Annotated in this window: 10 protein-coding genes; 3 read left to right on the top strand and 7 right to left on the bottom strand. The window is 45.3% G+C overall.

Going from position 1 to position 18585, the window contains the following annotated elements; all coding sequences use genetic code 11:
* The first annotated feature begins 103 nt into the window (after nt 1–103).
* Entirely contained in the window at nt 104–412 is a 309-nt protein-coding gene (locus tag HGH91_RS19785) for a histone-like protein 2 (RefSeq protein WP_168740034.1), read from the top strand.
* A gap of 71 nt (nt 413–483) precedes the next feature.
* Here the strand turns inward: HGH91_RS19785 and HGH91_RS19780 are convergent, their stop codons facing one another.
* The 7 genes from HGH91_RS19780 to HGH91_RS19750 form a co-directional block, all read right to left on the bottom strand.
* Nucleotides 484–1065 (bottom strand): GNAT family N-acetyltransferase, encoded by a 582-nt coding sequence (locus tag HGH91_RS19780; RefSeq protein ID WP_168740513.1) that lies wholly within the window; start codon nt 1063–1065, stop codon nt 484–486.
* A 227-nt stretch (nt 1066–1292) separates the two neighbouring features.
* A complete protein-coding gene (locus HGH91_RS19775; protein ID WP_168740512.1) occupies nt 1293–1880 on the bottom strand; it encodes a hypothetical protein in 588 nt (195 codons plus the stop codon).
* Nucleotides 1881–1900: 20 nt separating this feature from the next.
* Nucleotides 1901–4591 (bottom strand): hypothetical protein, encoded by a 2691-nt coding sequence (locus tag HGH91_RS19770; protein WP_168740511.1) that lies wholly within the window; start codon nt 4589–4591, stop codon nt 1901–1903.
* 127 nt (nt 4592–4718) lie between these two features.
* A complete protein-coding gene (locus tag HGH91_RS19765) occupies nt 4719–7322 on the bottom strand; it encodes a glycoside hydrolase family 38 C-terminal domain-containing protein (protein WP_247651794.1) in 2604 nt (867 codons plus the stop codon).
* Nucleotides 7323–7604: 282 nt separating this feature from the next.
* A complete protein-coding gene (locus HGH91_RS19760; RefSeq protein ID WP_168740509.1) occupies nt 7605–8981 on the bottom strand; it encodes a sugar porter family MFS transporter in 1377 nt (458 codons plus the stop codon).
* Between the two features lie 47 nt (nt 8982–9028).
* Nucleotides 9029–11692, bottom strand: a complete 2664-nt coding sequence (locus HGH91_RS19755; RefSeq protein WP_168740508.1) for an ROK family protein — start codon at nt 11690–11692, stop codon at nt 9029–9031.
* 354 nt (nt 11693–12046) lie between these two features.
* Nucleotides 12047–12778 carry a GntR family transcriptional regulator gene (locus HGH91_RS19750; protein WP_168740507.1) on the bottom strand — a complete coding sequence of 244 codons (732 nt, stop codon included), beginning with the start codon at nt 12776–12778 and terminating at the stop codon, nt 12047–12049.
* 212 nt (nt 12779–12990) lie between these two features.
* Between HGH91_RS19750 and HGH91_RS19745 the strand changes: the two genes are divergently transcribed.
* A complete protein-coding gene (locus HGH91_RS19745; RefSeq protein WP_168740506.1) occupies nt 12991–15672 on the top strand; it encodes a hypothetical protein in 2682 nt (893 codons plus the stop codon).
* Nucleotides 15673–15715: 43 nt separating this feature from the next.
* Complete coding sequence (locus HGH91_RS19740; RefSeq protein WP_168740505.1) at nt 15716–18481, top strand: GH92 family glycosyl hydrolase; 2766 nt, start codon at nt 15716–15718, stop codon at nt 18479–18481.
* The last annotated feature ends 104 nt before the right edge of the window (nt 18482–18585 follow it).

The raw sequence follows: 18585 nt of genomic DNA, 5'->3' as shown, positions 1-18585 counted from the left end.
TACACATACCTCTTTTGCCCAAAGGACTATAAAACTTAACATTGGCAATATTATATAATTGTTAATTTTGGACATCATCACTTTTTGTAAAAAATTTAAATCCATGAGCGATTCCAGGAAACCAGGCGGCAAGCATCTGAAAAAAGAGGCTGGTTTAAAAGTTGCCGAAGTATTAACAGCCGCATTGGTTGATTTAAAAGAGAAGCTGGGAGAGAAGAAATTCCTCCGCAACATTAAGAAAGCCAGTAAGGCCATGGTAGCAGGACTTTCAGACAAGAAAGCGGTAACGCCTAAAAAGAAAGCAGCCAGCAAAAAAGCAGCTGCTAAAAAAACAGCCGTCCCTAAAGCCAGCTCCCCGAAAACTGCCACCAAGAAAGCGGCTCCTAAAAAAGCGGCTGCCCACAAAAGCTAACTCAATAACCACGGTATAAAAAGTGTCTTTATTGTTCCGCTGCACCGGAACAGCTGGCATTGTCATGCTGTTCAACGGCGGTCAATAAAGATACTTCCCGGCTGTGGATCAGTAGCCAACCGCGCATACATATTAATATCATAAGCCGCTCCATTCCATATCATCCCCTGCCGCAACAAGCCCTCATGCTGAAAACCTGTTTTCAACAACACCCGTTCGGATCCTGTATTTCCCTGTAATACTTCGGCTTCTATCCGTTTTAACCGCAAAGTGTCAAACCCATATTGTACCACGGCGTTAATCGCTTCTGTCATAATACCTTTACCCCAGTATTCCTGCACCAGCGCATAAATCAATACTGCTTTATGCCCCGGCACCCAGCTGTTGAAACCAATGGTACCGATTAACTCCTGCTGGTTTTCTAACGCGATCCCCCAGCGTATGGCCTGTTTATCCCGGAAACGCTGTTGCAGCATATCCACGATCTTCCTCACATCGGCCACTTCCCGCAATGGAATTACATGATAGTATTGGGTTACCAGCTTATCGGTAAACAGGTAAAATAAATCCGGCTGATGTACATGCTGTATTTCGATGAGGCGTAACCGTGAGGTTTGCAGCACAGGAAACTGATTGGGGAACAAATGGTGCATAATCTATAAGAGTGGCTTGAAAAATTAAATATAGGACAGTTTATCTATATAGACAATGAAAAATGCTCCCCGGACTAACAATATCCCTACCCATGAAGTATACCGTTTCCCTTTATTACCAGTACTATAAACACCGGTAACTTAAAATAAAAAAAGCACAGAGACGGACCGTTACGCCTCTCTGTGCCTATTTCCCGGGTAGTAAATTAAAAGGCTAATGATTCCTTTCAAAAATTAACTTGCAAAGTTATATCAAATAATATGGCTAAATAGAGTGCTATAGCAATAACCGTGAGCAACATTTTTATCCAGATAAAAGGAGCTTCCCAGCCGCTTTTTACCAGCAACCAGACTTGCATCACTACAGAAAAAATAATAACTGCCTGGATACCTGTAAAATAACCCAACAGGTATGTAGTATCTGTAACAGCTGGCGTAGGACCATGTTCATGATGACTCGTAAAAACAGCACAGATATAAGCTATCAGCAACAGGATGTTCATGCTTACCAGCCATACCTTTCGAACCCGGCCCTGCCCCTTTTGTAATGGCAAATTCCTGAACATCAGGTACATACTGATCATCCACAGCGGAATAAAAACAAGAGAGTACCAAACCAGATTGTCGGTAAATCCCTCGAAGAGAAAATCCGCGATCACTGCCATCAATGGGACCGATAGCGGTAGTAATAAATAGATGATCAGGATATTCAATGAGCTAAAAAAAACGGTATCTTCCGGCTTCTTCAGCATTCTTTTTTGAATAAGCAATAACAACAGCAGTATCAACAAGGTAATAAGTAAGTGCAGCGTCATCCTTTATTATAATTGTTATTTTATTCTATGATAAAACTCGCCGGGCCAAATCCTTTCAGGGCATATCTGAATTTTCCATTTACAATGGCTATTACCTTACCGCTTGTTTCCCCGCGAAGCGTTACTGGTTTTGCTTTGGTAAAATGCTGATGCCCGGGCAGGGAAATGGTTATTTCTCCCGAAGTACCAGTCATCTCCCACAGGCGTAATAACGTCCCTTTATTTCCATCCGGATCTTCCCCAAAAGCTGTCACTAATACCCCTTTTCTTGATAGCGACACACCACTTTGTTCTGCCGGCAACCTGTTGTTGCTATTCTCCGGAGCAACTACCTGCAACGGGTACCGGGCTTCCAGAGCGGGTACAGTCATCTTTTCATCCTTTTGCGTATGGCTATCAAAGGTCCAGATTCTTACGCGGGAACTCCAGGTACCCGGATACCAGTAGCGGTAATTGGTGTTCCATTGATTGTTGTATAAATTGATATACACTACTGGCTTTTTAGGGACAAAATCGAGTGAAAATTTCCAGCAACCTGGCGTATCCAGGCTAACCAGCGGATGATCGATCGGACAAACAGCGATACCGCTTCCATTTGCATCTGTAAGCGTAACGCCTGTACCAACGGAATAAAGATGTTTGTTGGCGCCTTTTAAAATACCATTTGCAGGATCCATTACACCCAAAGGGCGGTACACATTAAAAACCGGTGCTTTAATATTGAACGGAAGGGCCAGCCAGTCCGCTTCTGGCCAGTTGTCCTTCGCCTTGTTAAGGATAGTCATCTCCAGGTCGATATAGGGTTGTCCATCCATCAGCGATACTGTCAATCTTGAAGCCGGTAAATGTCTGGCTGTATCGGCAGGCATTTCCAGCCATGCTGTTTGTTGAGGGCCGGCAACCTGGATACTTATTTTTCCCCCTGCGGGAGATGCCATCCGGTAAGGAACTTCTTTTTCGGAAATCATGCCCCGTTTCTCTATGCCGGGATGCAACCAATCTCCTTTTTCACCAAACATCTTCCATGCACGGTGCTGCTGATACGCGGCTGTAAATTCCGCCGTCTGCTCGTAGGTGAATCGTTCATTGCAATATTGGCCTGTCTGACAGCCTGATATTCCCGCTGCCCAGTCATGCCCGCTGTGCTTGTCGATCAGCGACGATATAGTGCCGCTATTCGCATCAAATGTTATTTTATAATATTGATTTTCGATAACATTCCCGGGTAAAGAAGTCGTTCCGTGCTTTTCCGGTACAACAACGGTAGTATAGCCTCCGGCTGGAATGTTTGTTACCATCAATGGCTGCCCGTTCACCGTGATCATTCCGCTTCGTTGCCACGACAGTGGGTTGTAAACAATAACACTGTTGGCTGCGCACTTTACTGATTTTGCCAGCTGCGCCAGGTTTTCCTGCTCAAGGCGACGGGAAATTTCCGATGCATCCCGGATATAGCCGGTTTTATCGTCCCAGGATGCCTCCAGGTCGGCATACTTTGAAGGAGGCAATTTCTTGAACGCCTCACCATATTGATCAACAGAAGCCGAACCTCCCCAGGTATGTTCTGCATACAATGCCATCAGTTCATAGGCCTTTGCTACCGAATCAGCAATGGTTGCTGCCGGTAATCCCCAGATCTTTAATTGCGTATTCAATACTTCATCCGTCGCTAATAACGGTACCGACTCCCTCGACAATTTCGCGCCTCCGGGATCACACATCACACCATGGACCCAGGTATCCGGCATTTCCTTTTTCACCACCGGTAATTTGGGATGCTCAGCCAGGATGATACGGGCAAAATCGTCCATGGTTCCTACATGTATCCTTACCCCCGGCATCTTTTTCTGTGCCTCATCAAACAATGCTTTCACGTCCTGTTCTTTGGGCGGACCGCTATTATCCAGGGTTACAAAAATCGCCGGCCATACTTTATAAGGCCAATCTGCCGGTGGTAGTAATCCATGGCCCACAAAATGTTCACCATTCCCCCACTCGTGAGGCCAGCCAAGACCGGTAGCTGTACCGTAAATATTCGAATAAAAAGTCAGCACCCGGGAACCATCCGGCCCTTCCCACCAGAAGAGACCCGGCGTTTGTACAAACCCGCTGGGCCAGTTACACCCGATGTGCAAAAACTTTACTCCCGCATTGCCCAACACCGTTGCCAACTCCCCTGAATGGGAAGGCATATCCGTTACTTTCGCCGACTGTGGAAGCGGAAGCTTGTACTGCCTGGTAAGCCTTGATGCGAAACCAAGCCCCCTTGTAATCACTTCTGGTTCGCATACATCCGTTTCAATTGTAAAAGGCATGGCATGGGTGATAAACCGCCCTTGTGTGAAAGCTTCATCCAGTTGCTTTCTCCGCTCGGCTGTTTGTCCGGGCCAGGGCTCCATCACCTTCGACATCACCCACCCCGGGCAGGTCCATTTAAACTGTTGCGCTGCAGGTACCGACTGTGAAGCGTTCATAGTTTTAATGGCGCGGTCGATCATATCAGTGCGGTAGTACTGTACAATATCCTTCACACGGTGTGTATAGCCAATGTCAAAATGTGTTTTAAAAACGACGATGATCTCTTTCACAGGCGTGTTGACAATAGAATCCTTAACATGCCTGTTTTTTTGCATCGGGATTTGACTCAATACCCGTTCTGTTGCTATGTGCAGCAGCATCAGCATAAAAAGAGCTATCTTAAATTTTTTCATAGTTAAGATTTTTATTTATCAAACCTTCATTCGTGGTTTTACTGCCCTGCTGATCACTGAGGCCCGCGATTGCCACTCGTATGTCGTAATAACATATAAGGTAACGTGGTTTATGACCTTTACGGAACTACCTCAATATAAATGTCCGTGGCTGGTTAGCCCCGATTTCAAATGAAAAAGAACCGTTTGAAATTACAATCCCATCTTTATCTAATTGTTCCCCACGCAAATTACACAGGTAGGCTTTTCTGAACGAAGCATTCTTTGGAAGCGTTACGATGCACTTTCCTGAACGGCCTGCTTCTTCCCAAAACCGAATCTTCGCCTCAGCTCCAGTTTTGTTGAATGCAGTAACCAAAATCCCTTTGCGATCAAGTGTAAGCCCGCTTTGGGTATTGGGTAACTCGCCGCTGGTTTCATAATTATGCGCAAACGCCAACCCCGTTGGCGCATAAAAGGCTGCGCTCAATGGCGTACGTGTTTCTTCAGCAGGCGTAATAAAGGACGATTCCGCATCATAGTTTTTATAACTCCAGACATAGAATCTCGCTGCGTGTGACCCCTCCACCCATTCTGTGAAATTTGTACCCCAAACATTGTTGTAAAGGTTAGAGAATACAGTACCCGTAGAAAGGGTTCTTGTGTTGGAATAAACACCTATTCCTGGCTGATCAATACTCACGCCCGGCGTGTGTGGGCAATTCAGTCCAATGCCACCCGCCTTATCATACATCGCCATTGCCGTGTTGAGAAAATAAAAATCGTGATTTGTGCTCTTCACCAGATCCTTTTGCGGGTCTACTATACCACCGGTGCGCAACAACCGGTATTCCGGTTTATTTAAAGCAAATGGAAAAGCTACCCAACCGGCTTCAGGATTGGCTACAGGCTTCTTTCCATCCAACCCGACTGTAATCTCTACATAAGGTTGATTTTCATAAAGCGTGTAACTAACCAGGTAACGTTGTGCGCTACTGTCATTTAGCTGGCACATCGCTGTCGCACGTATCATGTTTTTGTCTTTAAGCCAATCTATTCTATCACATTTGCCCGTGAATCTTATCCGTTTTTGATTTGGCAGCTGTTCTTTTAACCGGATAAACTCCTGTCCCGCCCAGTCCGCATTTCCTGGCTTTATGTAATTATTGTTGTAGGTCGCTATATCTTCCTGTCCCAATTGCTCATAAACATACTCACCGAAAGCATACTTACTCCGAGTATCCACCAGTTCCCGGTTGTTTTGTTTATCGAAGACTGACAGCAGTGTTCCTGTGGAGGCATTAAGGGTCAATTTAAAATACTTGTTCTCAAATACCTTGTTCTGCTCATTGGCGGAAAGCGTTGGGGAAATTGCTGCCTGCTCAGCTGAAACGACGAAGGTCTTATACCCGCCGGCAGGAATATCAACTGCATCAAACGAGAGCAAATTGTGATCCTGGTATACTGGAATAATCCTTCCTGTTTCTATGTCCTTTAATGCAGTAATGGGCGGTACAGGATGTACCGGGTTTTCATATTGGCTCTGGAAGAGCGTCACTCTCCCGCTTCTTTTCCATGGCAGGGAGTTGTAAACGGTAACGTGTGGCGATTTATCCTGCACAGATTTCACTAACTCAAAAAGGAGATTACGTTTCAATGGCCACATAGTTCTTTCTGCCATTTTTGTATAGGCTGCTTTCTCCTCCCATGACTTCTCCAGGAAGTAATAATTATCCGCTGCTTTGTTAATTTCAAATTCATCCCCATATTTCCAAAACAGCTGATGTCCATGTGAAATGGCCCCGCCAAATGTATGTTCGTCAAACAATAACATATTTTCCATCGCCTTATTTACATACCGGTCTATGGAAACATCCTTACCTTTCCATAAGTTCATATGGGTATTCAGCTGCTCTGTTACATAAGTTTCACGTTGGAAAACTTTATTTGTTTTCACTTCCCCCGGCATCGACATAAAGCCATGAATCCAGGTATCCGGCATATCACCTTTTATAACCGGCAATTTTGGATTTTCCTTCATCAACAAATCGTAGAAATCAGCAATCCTTCCGATATGTATCCGTGCGTTGGGCATTTTTTCTTTTGCTTCTTTTAGTAACGCAGCTACGTCTTTGGGATCAGGCGCACCCGTGTTTTCGTGCGTGTGGATCATCGCCAGCCAGGTTTTATGGGGCCAATCTTTGGGGGGCAAAATTCCGGAACCATAATACTTTGCCCAATAAAAAGTAAGCAGCTTTGAGCCATCGGGTCCCTGCCACCAAAACAAGGTGGGCACATCAGGGGAAGCGGAGCCCGGATTACAGCCAATATGCAAAATATCTACCCCTGCATTTTTTAACAAAGTTGGAATGACCCAGGAATGCTCAGGCACATCGGTGAACTTGGCATCGCGGGCAGGTTCAAGTCCAAACCGGCGGTTGATATTGTCGGCAAAGGATAGTCCCCTGGTAAGGTTTTCCATGTCGCTCGACTCCGTTTCCACGGTGAAAGGCAACGCATGCGGAATGATACGCTTTTCTTTAATAGCCTTTTCCAGCCGCACTTTATTCTCCGGCGTACAATTGTCAAGCATGTACTGCAGCGGCCATGCAGGGATGGTCCATACAAACTGCTCACTCTTAGGCAGCGAAGCCGTTTGATCTATGAAGCTGAGTGTCTTTTCCAACATCGGGCCTGAGTATTTTTGAAGCACGGCCTCAGCCCAGTCTGTATAACCTATATCAACATGCATTTTAAAGGCCACCACAATATCTGTAACCGTGTTGTTTACCCCCCCTTTCCCGGCATCCACAGCCGCAATCTGCGCATTTAACATGGCCGGAAAGGCTAATAAAAGTATCAGTTTTAGTAATTTCATATGGAATAACTTGGGTTTATTTTAAAGGTGTTTGCTTTAAGAAAAATGACGTAGCTTCTCCCTGCCTTACTGCGCGTCAGCGTAGGGCCCGTTGGTATAAGTTCGTTCTCCGGATATATCTCCTATTGATTAATTATCCTGCCATTTCTGTTCTTCTTAAGCAAGCATTTTTTCTATCTCTTCCAGGCTTTTCCCTTTCGTTTCCATTAGCTTGCTCTTAGCGTAGAAAAAGGAGAGCAAACAGAAAAAGGAAAAAATAAAAAAGGTAACAGCAATCCCCAAACCATCTCTCATCACCGGAAACAGGAGATTTACGAACCAATCGGATACCCACATTGTCATGATACAAACCGATACCGCCGTTCCTCGTATATGTGTAGGAAATATTTCTGTAGAGATGACAAATTTTAAGGGTCCAAGTGAGAGTGCAAAAAATAACAGGAAGAGAATAATTGCCCCAAGCATCAGCCATCCTGTTATGCCTGTTAAAAAGCAAAAACCGGTTAACAGTAATGCCAGCGCGGAGAACAGGGAACCGTACAGGTATAGCGGACGGCGTCCCCAGCTATCTACCTTAACAATGGCAATAATGGTAAAAATAGTATTGGCCAGCCCCAGTATTACCTGGTAAAAAAGGGCGTCGCTCGTAACAATACCGGCCGACTTCATAATAGTGGGGCCATAAAAGATAATGCCGTTAATACCACTGAGCTGCGACAAGGCCGTGAGTATCATGGCCAGCGCCAGTAGCTTACTCAAAGGCAAACGCAATAGCTCAGAAAAGCCGCCTTTTTGTTGTGACGCCATTTCCTGGATGGCTTTCAGCTCAGCGGCCGCTTCCTGTTCACCGGAAATTTTTGTCAGCACGGTCAGCGCCTCATCTGTCCTCCCATATTGTACCAGCCAACGGGGGCTTTCAGGTACGATCAGCAACAGTAAGGCAAACACCGTTGCCGGAATTACCGCCACTAAAAACATACCGCGCCACACATTTTCTATAAACAGCCAATACAACAGGCCTGCTCCGCCGCCTGTATGGGCTGCTGCATTCCGCTGTAAAAATAGATTGCTCAAATAAGCACATAACACACCAATGGTGATGGCCAATTGATAAAAAGTTACCAGCGCTCCACGTTTGTGCCCAGGTGCAATTTCTGAAATATACAACGGAGATACATTTGAGGCCACCCCTACTGCCATCCCCGCCATTATGCGGAAGAAAATTAATACCGCATACTCTTTTGAAAATGCAAACCCCACTGCGCTGATAAGAAACAGAAAGGCCGCAATAAATAATACTTTTCTTCTCCCGGTTTTATCACTGAGATAACCGGAGAACGCCACACCGGCAATACATCCCAACAATGCACAGGAAACAAACAAGCCCTCCTGCGAAGAGGATAGTCCATACTGTAACTTCACAGGTTCTATGATACCGCTTACAACGGCCATATCAAAGCCAAAAAGAAAACCTCCCAACGCTGCAATAAGCGTTATAAATACAATAAACCGGCTTGTTTTTGCCTGCGCCATAAATTTTGGTTGTCGGATGATGAATTATATTATTCGCTGAAATAGATTCAACAATGTTCGTCCTTTACATGCGCCACTACTACAAATGCTTTACCGCCCCCTTTATTGGTGATTTCATAATTCCCGGTAGCAGCAGGCACTACAAAGGTTTCAGCATAATGGAAGCAGGAGGAATGACCATCACTACCAACAGCTATTTTATCGCCTTCTACCAGCATACACACGTGGCATTGATTATTTGTGTTGATACTAACGCTGCCCGTAAATTCATACCGGTAAATGCTGTAAAAATGTTCTTCGTGGGTAGGAAGCTTTATTTTTCTGCCGCCTTCCCATTCTTCTTCTACTACGGGATGAGATATTAACTTGTTGCCGACATAATCACCTTTCCTGTCGAAGTAAAGGTTATTCATGCCATGTTCGATATTAATCGGACGTGGTTGGCCATTAAGTCCCAGGCGCAGCCAATCATACATTTTGAAGGTAAAAATATAGGGGGTGCTGCTGATCTCAAGCACCAGGTTATTTTTCCCGGATGCATGTATAGTACCGTTAGGAATAAGGAATAAGTCGTGTTTTTGGGCGGAAAACTTCTGTACATATTTCTCCACCTCCATTTCAACTCCATTTTCCTGTGCATCCAGTAACGCAGTTTTAAATGCTTCCGGATTGATCTGATCCTGGAAACCAAGATAAACGGCGGCATCCTGGTCGCAATCGAGTATATAATAAGTTTCGTCCTGCGTAAAATCCTCTCCAAAGTGTTCTTTGGTGTATGCTGGCCTTGGATGACATTGAACAGAGAGGTTCCCGCCGTCGAAGGTGTCGAGGAAATCAAAACGGATCGGAAATGCTGTTCCAAATCTTTCCGCTGCTTTACCAAGTAATTTCTTATTATCTGCATACGCCAGGTAATCAAAAGATACTTCGAGTAAATTATTATCACCGGCTATAACAATTCCATTTTCTGGTGTAATCAACTCAAAAGACCAGGCATAGTTAACTTCATCCTGGTTCAGCTGGGGAATATGTTTCTTCATCCAGTTTCCGCCCCACACACCGGCTTCAAACCACGGCCTGGCCCGGAACGGCTGTTGCAACATTTGGTTCAGCGTGCTCCTGAACGCCTCTCCTTTCATCCAGGTAATCTGTTCTATACGTTGTTCATCGATAATATAATCTATATGAGATAACAGCGCTGCCTTATGCTTGCTCAACACCGGCCAGTCAACAAAATAAAAACGCTTGTACATCTGCGTACTCTCTGCTGTGTCATTCGCACCCAGATTGGCGATGCTGCCAGCCCGCATACGATACTGAATTTCATTTTTAGGGATATCTGCATAAAGCAGCTTTCCTTTGAATCCAGCCAACGCCGCGCCTGTTCCGTAAACAATGGAAATGTCTGCGGTAGGATCGGGATGGATGAGCTTTAATTTTCCTTCATCAAAAAAATCCATCAGGTCACCGGTATATCTTTTCCCAAATACCGGATCGTCGCCATTCATACTGGCGGCTATCATAGCATCTATTTCCGCGGGTGGCTTCAGACAGGTGTTGATGTCATACCAGAATATACGTTTGTTTTCAGTCACCAGCGCCGCGTGCAACTGTTCTCTGAATTTCTCCCATAATACGCCGCCATAACCGTCAATGATTACCACCTTTTCGTTACATATCTCCCCTGCCAGTGAATCAAATCCTTTATACACTTTTTCACCGGAAGAAAAAGAAGGATACAAATCGTAAGTGCCTGTCTCCGCTATTGATGCCGTTAATGGTAATAACGCCTGTGATGTTTTTCTCATTATCTTATTACTATTTGAATGTTTATCGTTACCGGCTATTATTGCTGCGCCGGTAATAATGCAGTCCTCTGTGTCTTCACACAGTACCATATTTATTTTATCCGAAAGAGGGCCTATGGCTGCTTTTAAGGAAGGTCCAAATAAAGAAAAAGCTTTCCCGATATTACCGCCGATGACCAGTTCGTCGCACTGAAATTTTAATACCCAGGGCAACAGGAAACGACCCATATTTTCGCCATATTGGCTCATTACGGAATATGCACTGGCAGCGCCGCTCTCCACTAATTCCTTTACGGAAGAAATGGTTACCCCGCTCAGTTCCGCATAAGTATTTAGTATCCACCGGGTAGAAAAATAATCATCTGCTTTGGCGTCGCGAAAATCCTGGTCATAAAACGCGCCGGAGGCTGGAATATCCGGGTGAATTTGTAATAATATACCATCCTGCATGAAAGCGGAGCCAAATCCTGTACCCAGCGTAATAAAAATAGTCCGTTTGCTGGTTAGCCCGTGCAATTGATAAGCGCCGGCTGCAAAACAATGCGCATCATTGGAAAATTTGAAATGCGTATCGTGAAGACCCGTGAAATCCTTTATCGCCTGTTCCATATGCAGGCCAAATGTTTGCTCAAATTTCCCCCCTACATTAAAGACAGCGCAAATGCCCTTCTCATAATCGAACGGGCCGGGAAAAGCAATCCCCACCGATTCAACTTCGTTTTCCCCGGTATCTAATGCCTTGATACTTCGGCTCAGAGCTTCGACGATACTATAAGCACTGTCATGGGAATCAAGTCCTGTCCTGGTTTTCAGGATAGAGTTCCCACTGTCACCACTAATAACAGCAGCCGATATATGACTACCGCCCACATCCATTCCTATTTTCCTGTTCCCGATTTTCATCCGTTTCCGGGTATTTAAAATTTACTGGTAAATCGATCTCTTGTTATCAGGGGACATGAAATTCCTCAATAGATCATCGAGGGTAATTTCCTGGTCCTTATCGCCCACTTTGTATGTACATATGTACAAACATATTGCTAAATTGATAATTTCCAAAATATTTTCTTTCAAAATCGCCGTTAAACTGCTGATGAAAATAATACTGCTTATAGTATATATACGGAAATGGGCCACCAGGGAGGCAGTTGCTCCCGGTAAGAACAATAGCAGGGCTTATAAACACACCTGTCGGTTAAATCCGGGGAGTAAGTATCCCGGTAATTTAATTGCTGTTATATGATAAGAATAACGTGGTCATTGTTCTCTTCGGCTCTCAATGCTGTAGATAAAGCTGTCGGCCCGGTAGTAGCCCAGATTATATTCTATTGGACGTTCGGCCTGGTCAAAAACGAACCGTTTTCTAAACAGAACCGGCCCGCCCAACTCCAGCTGTAATTTACCCGCTAAAAATTTGTCGGCAGCTTTTGCACTGATTTCTTCCCTGGAGAGATTAGCCACTACCAGGTAATCCTTTTCCAGGATTTCGTACAGCGGTCTTTCGAAATCCTCTTCCCCCGTAAGCCCTATTCGTGGATGAAAGTAGGATACAAAATAAACAAATGGCCCTTCCGGCCGGCCTCTTAATCGCTCCAGTTTCAACACCTTCCTATCCCCGGGTATTTCAAAAAAATTGGCAATGCTCTCCTCCGGTTTAACCCAGCTGAGATGAAGCTCAAAGCTCTTTATAGGAATCTCCCTCGCAGCCATTTCCTGGGAAAAGCTCAACCAGTTCATAGCCCGCGAGCTAACCATGTTATTCACTTTGGTACCAACTCCTTTCTTCCTCACCAAAAGGCCCTCGTGCACCAGCTTATTCACCGCCTGCCTTAACGTCCCCCTGGAAATATTCAGGGTATGGGCCAACTCAACTTCATTAGGCAAATGCTTGCCCTTCTGATATTGCGGCTGCCTGATTATTACCCGGAGAAGCTCCTCTGTCTGAATATGCAGCGGAATGGGGCTCTTATGATCTATGCTGAAGCTCATATGCTTGTATGAAGCAACAATATTACTTCTTTTGAACCATTTTGCCGGAAAAGTAAACCGTACATCAAAAAAATCAGAAAAATGTTGTCAATATGTATATATGTATATACATTTGAAAATAACTTCAGGATTGTGATGATGATCAACCAGTTTAGATAACATTCCAGCGCGATATTTAGAAATAGATCACCAGATATTAAAAATTACACGTAGTGAAACGTACCAAGATCATACTGCTATTGATGTTAATGTCAATAGCAACAGCTATTGCACAGCAGCAAGGGGGGAAAAACATCCACCCCAAAGTGACAGATATATGGGTTGTATTTAAGACCCACTTTGATCTGGGCTTTACAGATTTACCGGAAAATGTGTTCCGACGGTACCGGGAAGAAATGATGGATAATGCACTCACAGTTATTGAGAAAAGCGCCACCCTTCCCCCCGAAAAACATTTTGCCTGGACTGTTTCCGGATGGCCGCTTTATGCCCAGATACTCGGCCCGCTCCAAACCCCGGAACGAAGGGCAAGGATAGAAAAGGCCATAAAATCAGGGGCATTGGTCGTACATGGCCTCCCATTTACCACCCATACAGAATCGCTTGACTATGAAGACCTGGTGCGGGGCCTTGGTTACTCGACTGCAATTACGAGGAAATATGGGCTTCCTACGACTATCAGCGCTAAAATGACAGATGTACCCAGTCATTCCTGGATAATGCCCACATTACTGCACCATGCAGGAATTAAGTTTCTCCAGCTGGGTTGTAACCCCGCCAGTCAATATCCCAGGTTTCCAGAGTTGTTCTGGTGGGAAGGCCCCGATGGATCAAAAATCCTATGCAACTACACTTCCCTCTATGGATCTGACATCAGGCCAACTGAGAACTGGCCATGTAAAAATTACCTGGCCATGCAAATGACAGGCGATAATCATGGCCCCCCTTCCTCACAGGAAATTGATAAGCTGCTCGCCTATGCGGCAAAGGAAATGCCCGGTGTTAAAATACATTTTGGCACCCTGGATGATTTCGCAAAAGCCGTGCTGGCAGAACATCCGGATTTACCAACTGTAAAAGGCGACTGCCCTGATACCTGGATTCATGGTATACAATCAAATCCCAGGGAAACCAAAATTGCCAGAAATATCCGCCCCCTCGAGTCTGCACTCGATGGCCTCAATACACAAATGCAATGCTGGGGAATATCAACATCTCCCCTTTCGGAAAAACTGGCAAAAGCTTATGAACAAAGCCTCCTGTATGGTGAACATACCTGGGGAATGAATGCCGAATACGGCCCCCGCTATAGCTATGGCGACGATTGGAAGAAATGGATGGACGAAGCAGCTGCTGAACCCCTTCCCGAAAATGGTAATTACGCCACCCTTAAAAACAGTGATGCACATAACACAGCGACCGGTAGTAAAAGAAAATGGCTTCGTTCCTACGATGAAAAACGCCAGTATATTCTTAACACCAACGATATTGTAGACAAGGAGCTACATCAGCGGCTGGATATGCTGGCAGCTGCTGTAAATAAAAGCGGGAAACGTATCGTGATTTATAATCCTCTCCCATGGACAAGATCCGGTATGATCGAAAATCCCTCGGAGAAAGGAAGCTATTGCTACATCAAAGATGTTCCGCCATCTGGTTATGTTTCCTATTCCCTGGATGAGCTGAAAGCACAAAGCGTTACCACCGATGAAAAAACCGAATTCAGTACGCCTTACTTCAACGTGGTATTTGATCTGACAAGAGGGGGTATCTCATCACTAATTGAAAAATCAACCGGCCGCCAGCTGGTGGATACCTCCTCTACATATGTGATAGGCCAGTTCCTGCATGAACGATTCAGTACCCATGAAGTGAACAAATGGTTTAATGCCTACAGCCGGATTAAAGAAGGATGGGGGCTAAACGACCTTGGCAAACCCGGGATGATCGATGCTTCCAAAGCGCCTTACCTCGCATTTACACCCAGGGCATGGAAAATTAACGTCGCCCATACTAACGTAACAGATATTGTTACGTTGACAACCACCGAAACATCAGGCTTCGCCACAAACTATACCCTGACCTTTACCTTTCCCCGAAATACTGCCTATGTAGATGTTTCATGGGCTGTTACCGCTAAAACGGCAGACAAACAACCCGAAGGAGGATGGCTCTGTTTTCCTTTCAACGTTAAACAACCCACCTTTACGATTGGGCGCCTGGGAGGCCCTGTTAACCCGGCAACAGATATTATACCTGGTTGTAACAGGTACCTGATGGCCGTTAACTCCGGTGTATCGGTTACTCAACCTGATCAATCCGGAATGGCCCTGTCGTCTGCCGATGCGCCGTTAATCAGTCCGGGAGAACCTGGCTTATGGAAATATTCCATGGACTACGTCCCCAAAGTACCTGCCGTGTTTGTGAATCTGTACAACAATATGTGGAATACCAATTTCCCATTGTGGCAAGACGGCTCATGGAGCGAAAGCGTCCGTATCTGGCCGGTAGACAAAGGTGCGTCGACCGTGGCCAACCTGGTACAACATTCATGGGAAACACGTTTGCCACTACTAACCGGCGTAGCAGCAGGCCAATCCGGCAAGTTGCCGGCAAAACAGGGTGGAATAGCTATCTCGAGGAACGGTGTGCTGATAACTGCTTTTGGCGAAAATCCCGATGGCAATGGAACGATTGTGCGCTTATGGGAGCAGGCAGGTATCTCAGGAAATTGTACAGTAAAATTCAATAATAGCAGGAAAGTGAAAGCTGTTTTGCCCATTGACTTGCGCGGAAATAAAACAGGGCCGGCCATTGCCGTAAAGAACGGATCATTTGACTTTCACCTGGGTAAATATTCACCGGCATCATTCCAGCTTATTTACCCCGATTAGTAAACTAAGGTGGCCTGTCGCCATCCCTTAAACCTTTATTCGTATGCAAAGAATACAATTACTGATCACCGGCAGCATCGTTTTATTACTGATGTTTTGCTGCAGTTCCTTATATGCCGGACCCGGTAGTATCGCCAGCAAAGCAAAGATAACGGCATCCTCTGAGTTGAATGAAAAGGGAAGCGCTGCTCATGTGATTGATGGCATTATAAGGACTGATGGCGCAGGAGAATGGATATCAAAAAGTGCGGTCACCTTCTGGGGATTAATTGACTATCCATGGATACAACTGGATTGGGAACAACCACAGACCATCAATAAAATTATCCTTTACGACCGCCCTACAAAAACCTCTCATAACGCCGGAGGGATGCTCATCTTCAGTAATGGCACCCGGATACCGGTCTTTGAAATACCTAACGACGGAGCACCGAAGGTAGTTACCTTTTCAGACCAGACGGTCAACTGGGTACGCTTCGAAACAACAGACGGCGACGGCCCCAACATTGGTTTGTCGGAAGTGGAAGTTTATCCCGCTGTTTCCCAGGTTTCAGACCCCATTTCCCTGGTAGATCCTTATATAGAAACAACACGCGGCCGTTACTTTTTCTTTGTTACCGGGAGCCAGCCATTTGGCATGATCGGCGCAGCTCCGCTCACCCGCAACAAGAATCAATACGGAGGAGGATATAACTTTAATTCAACAGAAGTACTGGGGTTTCCACAAGTTCATTGCTGGATGCTTTCAGGGATAACGCTGATGCCAACAACAGGCATTGTTGCTCCCAATAAAGGAGAACAAGGATGGAAATCGAAGTTTTCCCATGATGGTGAAATTGTCCAACCTGGTTATCATCGCCTTTTTCTGGATGATTATAAAGTATGGGTAGAACAAACAGCCGGCGACCGGGTAAGCTTTTACCGCTTCACTTATACGCAGGATGCCCTGTCTGATATTTTAATCAACCTGGGCGGGTATGTGTCTACCACCACCATGACCGATGCCCACGTGGAAAGAGTAAGCGGAACACGCGTTGAAGGCTCGGTTAATACAACTGGCAGGCTATGGGGCGGTCCCGAAAATGTCAGGATTTACTTCGCCATCGATTTTGAAAAACCATTCGAAACCCTTAATGGCTGGGATGGACATCGTGATCTATCCGATGTAAAAACGCTGGCGGGCAGCCCGGAGAAAACAGCAAAAAACAGCGGTAGCATGAGTTACTATGATGCGCCTACCACAGGCGTATCTGCACGATATCATGTAAAAGCCGGAGAAACAGTGCAGCTAAAAGTCGCCGTTTCCTATACCAGTGTTGAAAACGCCCGTCGTAACCTGGAATCAGAATGCAAACATTGGAATTTCAATCAACTCCGTGAAGATTCTCAAAAAGAATGGAATGAAATGCTGGGCCGCATCTCTGTAAAAGGCGGCAGTGACAACCAACGGAAAAAATTCTATACAGACCTCTGGCATGTTTTACTGGGACGTCATAAACTCGATGATGTATCAGGAGACTATCCCGATAATACCGAAGGAGAAAGACGTGGAAACTTTACCGTGAATACAAAGTTCAAAATACGGACATTACCCAAAGATGATAATGGTAAGGTGAAGTTCCACATGTACAATTCAGATGCCTTCTGGCTCACCCAATGGAATCTAAACATATTATGGGGATTGGCCTGGCCGGAAGTACTCGACGATTTTGCTGCCTGCCTGGTCCAATACGCCGAAAATGGCAAACTACTTCCCAGGGGGCCGAACGCGGGCGGATATACGTTTATCATGACAGGCTGCCCGGCTACCAACCTGATCACTTCTGCCTATCAGAAAGGAGTGCTGAAAAAAACTGCCGTGCTAAAGGCTTATGATGCAATGAAACAAAATCACGCACCAGGAGGTATGATGGGAGGTAAAGAAGAAATGGAGTTTTATATTAAAAATGGATACTACCCATCCAATGCAGGCATCACCACGGAAATCACTTTCCAGGATTGGGCATTGGCTCAAATGGCAAAGAAATTAGGCAAAAAGAATGATTTTAATTATTTCTATAAACGCTCACAAGGCTGGACAAAACTTTTTGACGCCGATCAAAAGCTGCTCTTTCCAAAAAAGGAAGACGGCGCCTGGTTACACCGGAACCCGCTGGACGGCAGCGGCTGGGTGGAAGCAAATGCCTGGCAGGCAACCTGGTCTGTTTCTCACGGTATCACCCAACTCGCCGAATTAATGGGTGGTGCAGATACCCTTTGCAAAAAACTGAATTTCGCATTTGAACAATCAAAGGATCAGGATTTTGTATACGGCTATGGGTCAGGGTACGTAAGCTATGCTAATCAGCCGGGCTGCTCCAATGCGCATGTTTTTAATTATGCCGGGCGCCCCGATCTGACGCAATACTGGGTACGCAGGGTAAATGAACAAGCCTATGGTGCCGTTACACCGGATAAAGGTTATGGCGGCCATGATGAAGACCAGGGACAGATGGGAGGCGTAAGCGCTTTAACATCCATCGGGCTATTCAGTCTCAATGGCACCTGCGCTATTGACCCGGTGTATGATATTACCAGCCCGGTTTTTGACGAAATAGTCATAAAACTCAATAACAACTATTACCCGGGAAAAACATTCGTGATTAAGACCTATAATAACTCCAGGGAAAATTGTTACATACAAAAAGCATCCCTGAATGGCAGGGATCATCAACAATTTTTCTTTTCCCATGCAGACTTCAGCAAAGGGGGACTATTGGAACTATGGCTGGGAGCCAAACCGAATCTCTCCTGGGGAACAAAAAAATAACTATACTCATAAAAAAGACTTAACAAATTTTTCCGTCAGGCAGGATCAGATCAATAGAAGATATAGGTTATATTTTACAATAGATAGTGTTACAAACCAATTCC

The organism is Chitinophaga eiseniae, assembly GCF_012641265.1.
GTDB classification, from domain to species: Bacteria; Bacteroidota; Bacteroidia; order Chitinophagales; family Chitinophagaceae; genus Chitinophaga; species Chitinophaga eiseniae_A.
This window is presented reverse-complemented; position numbering and strand designations above follow the sequence as displayed.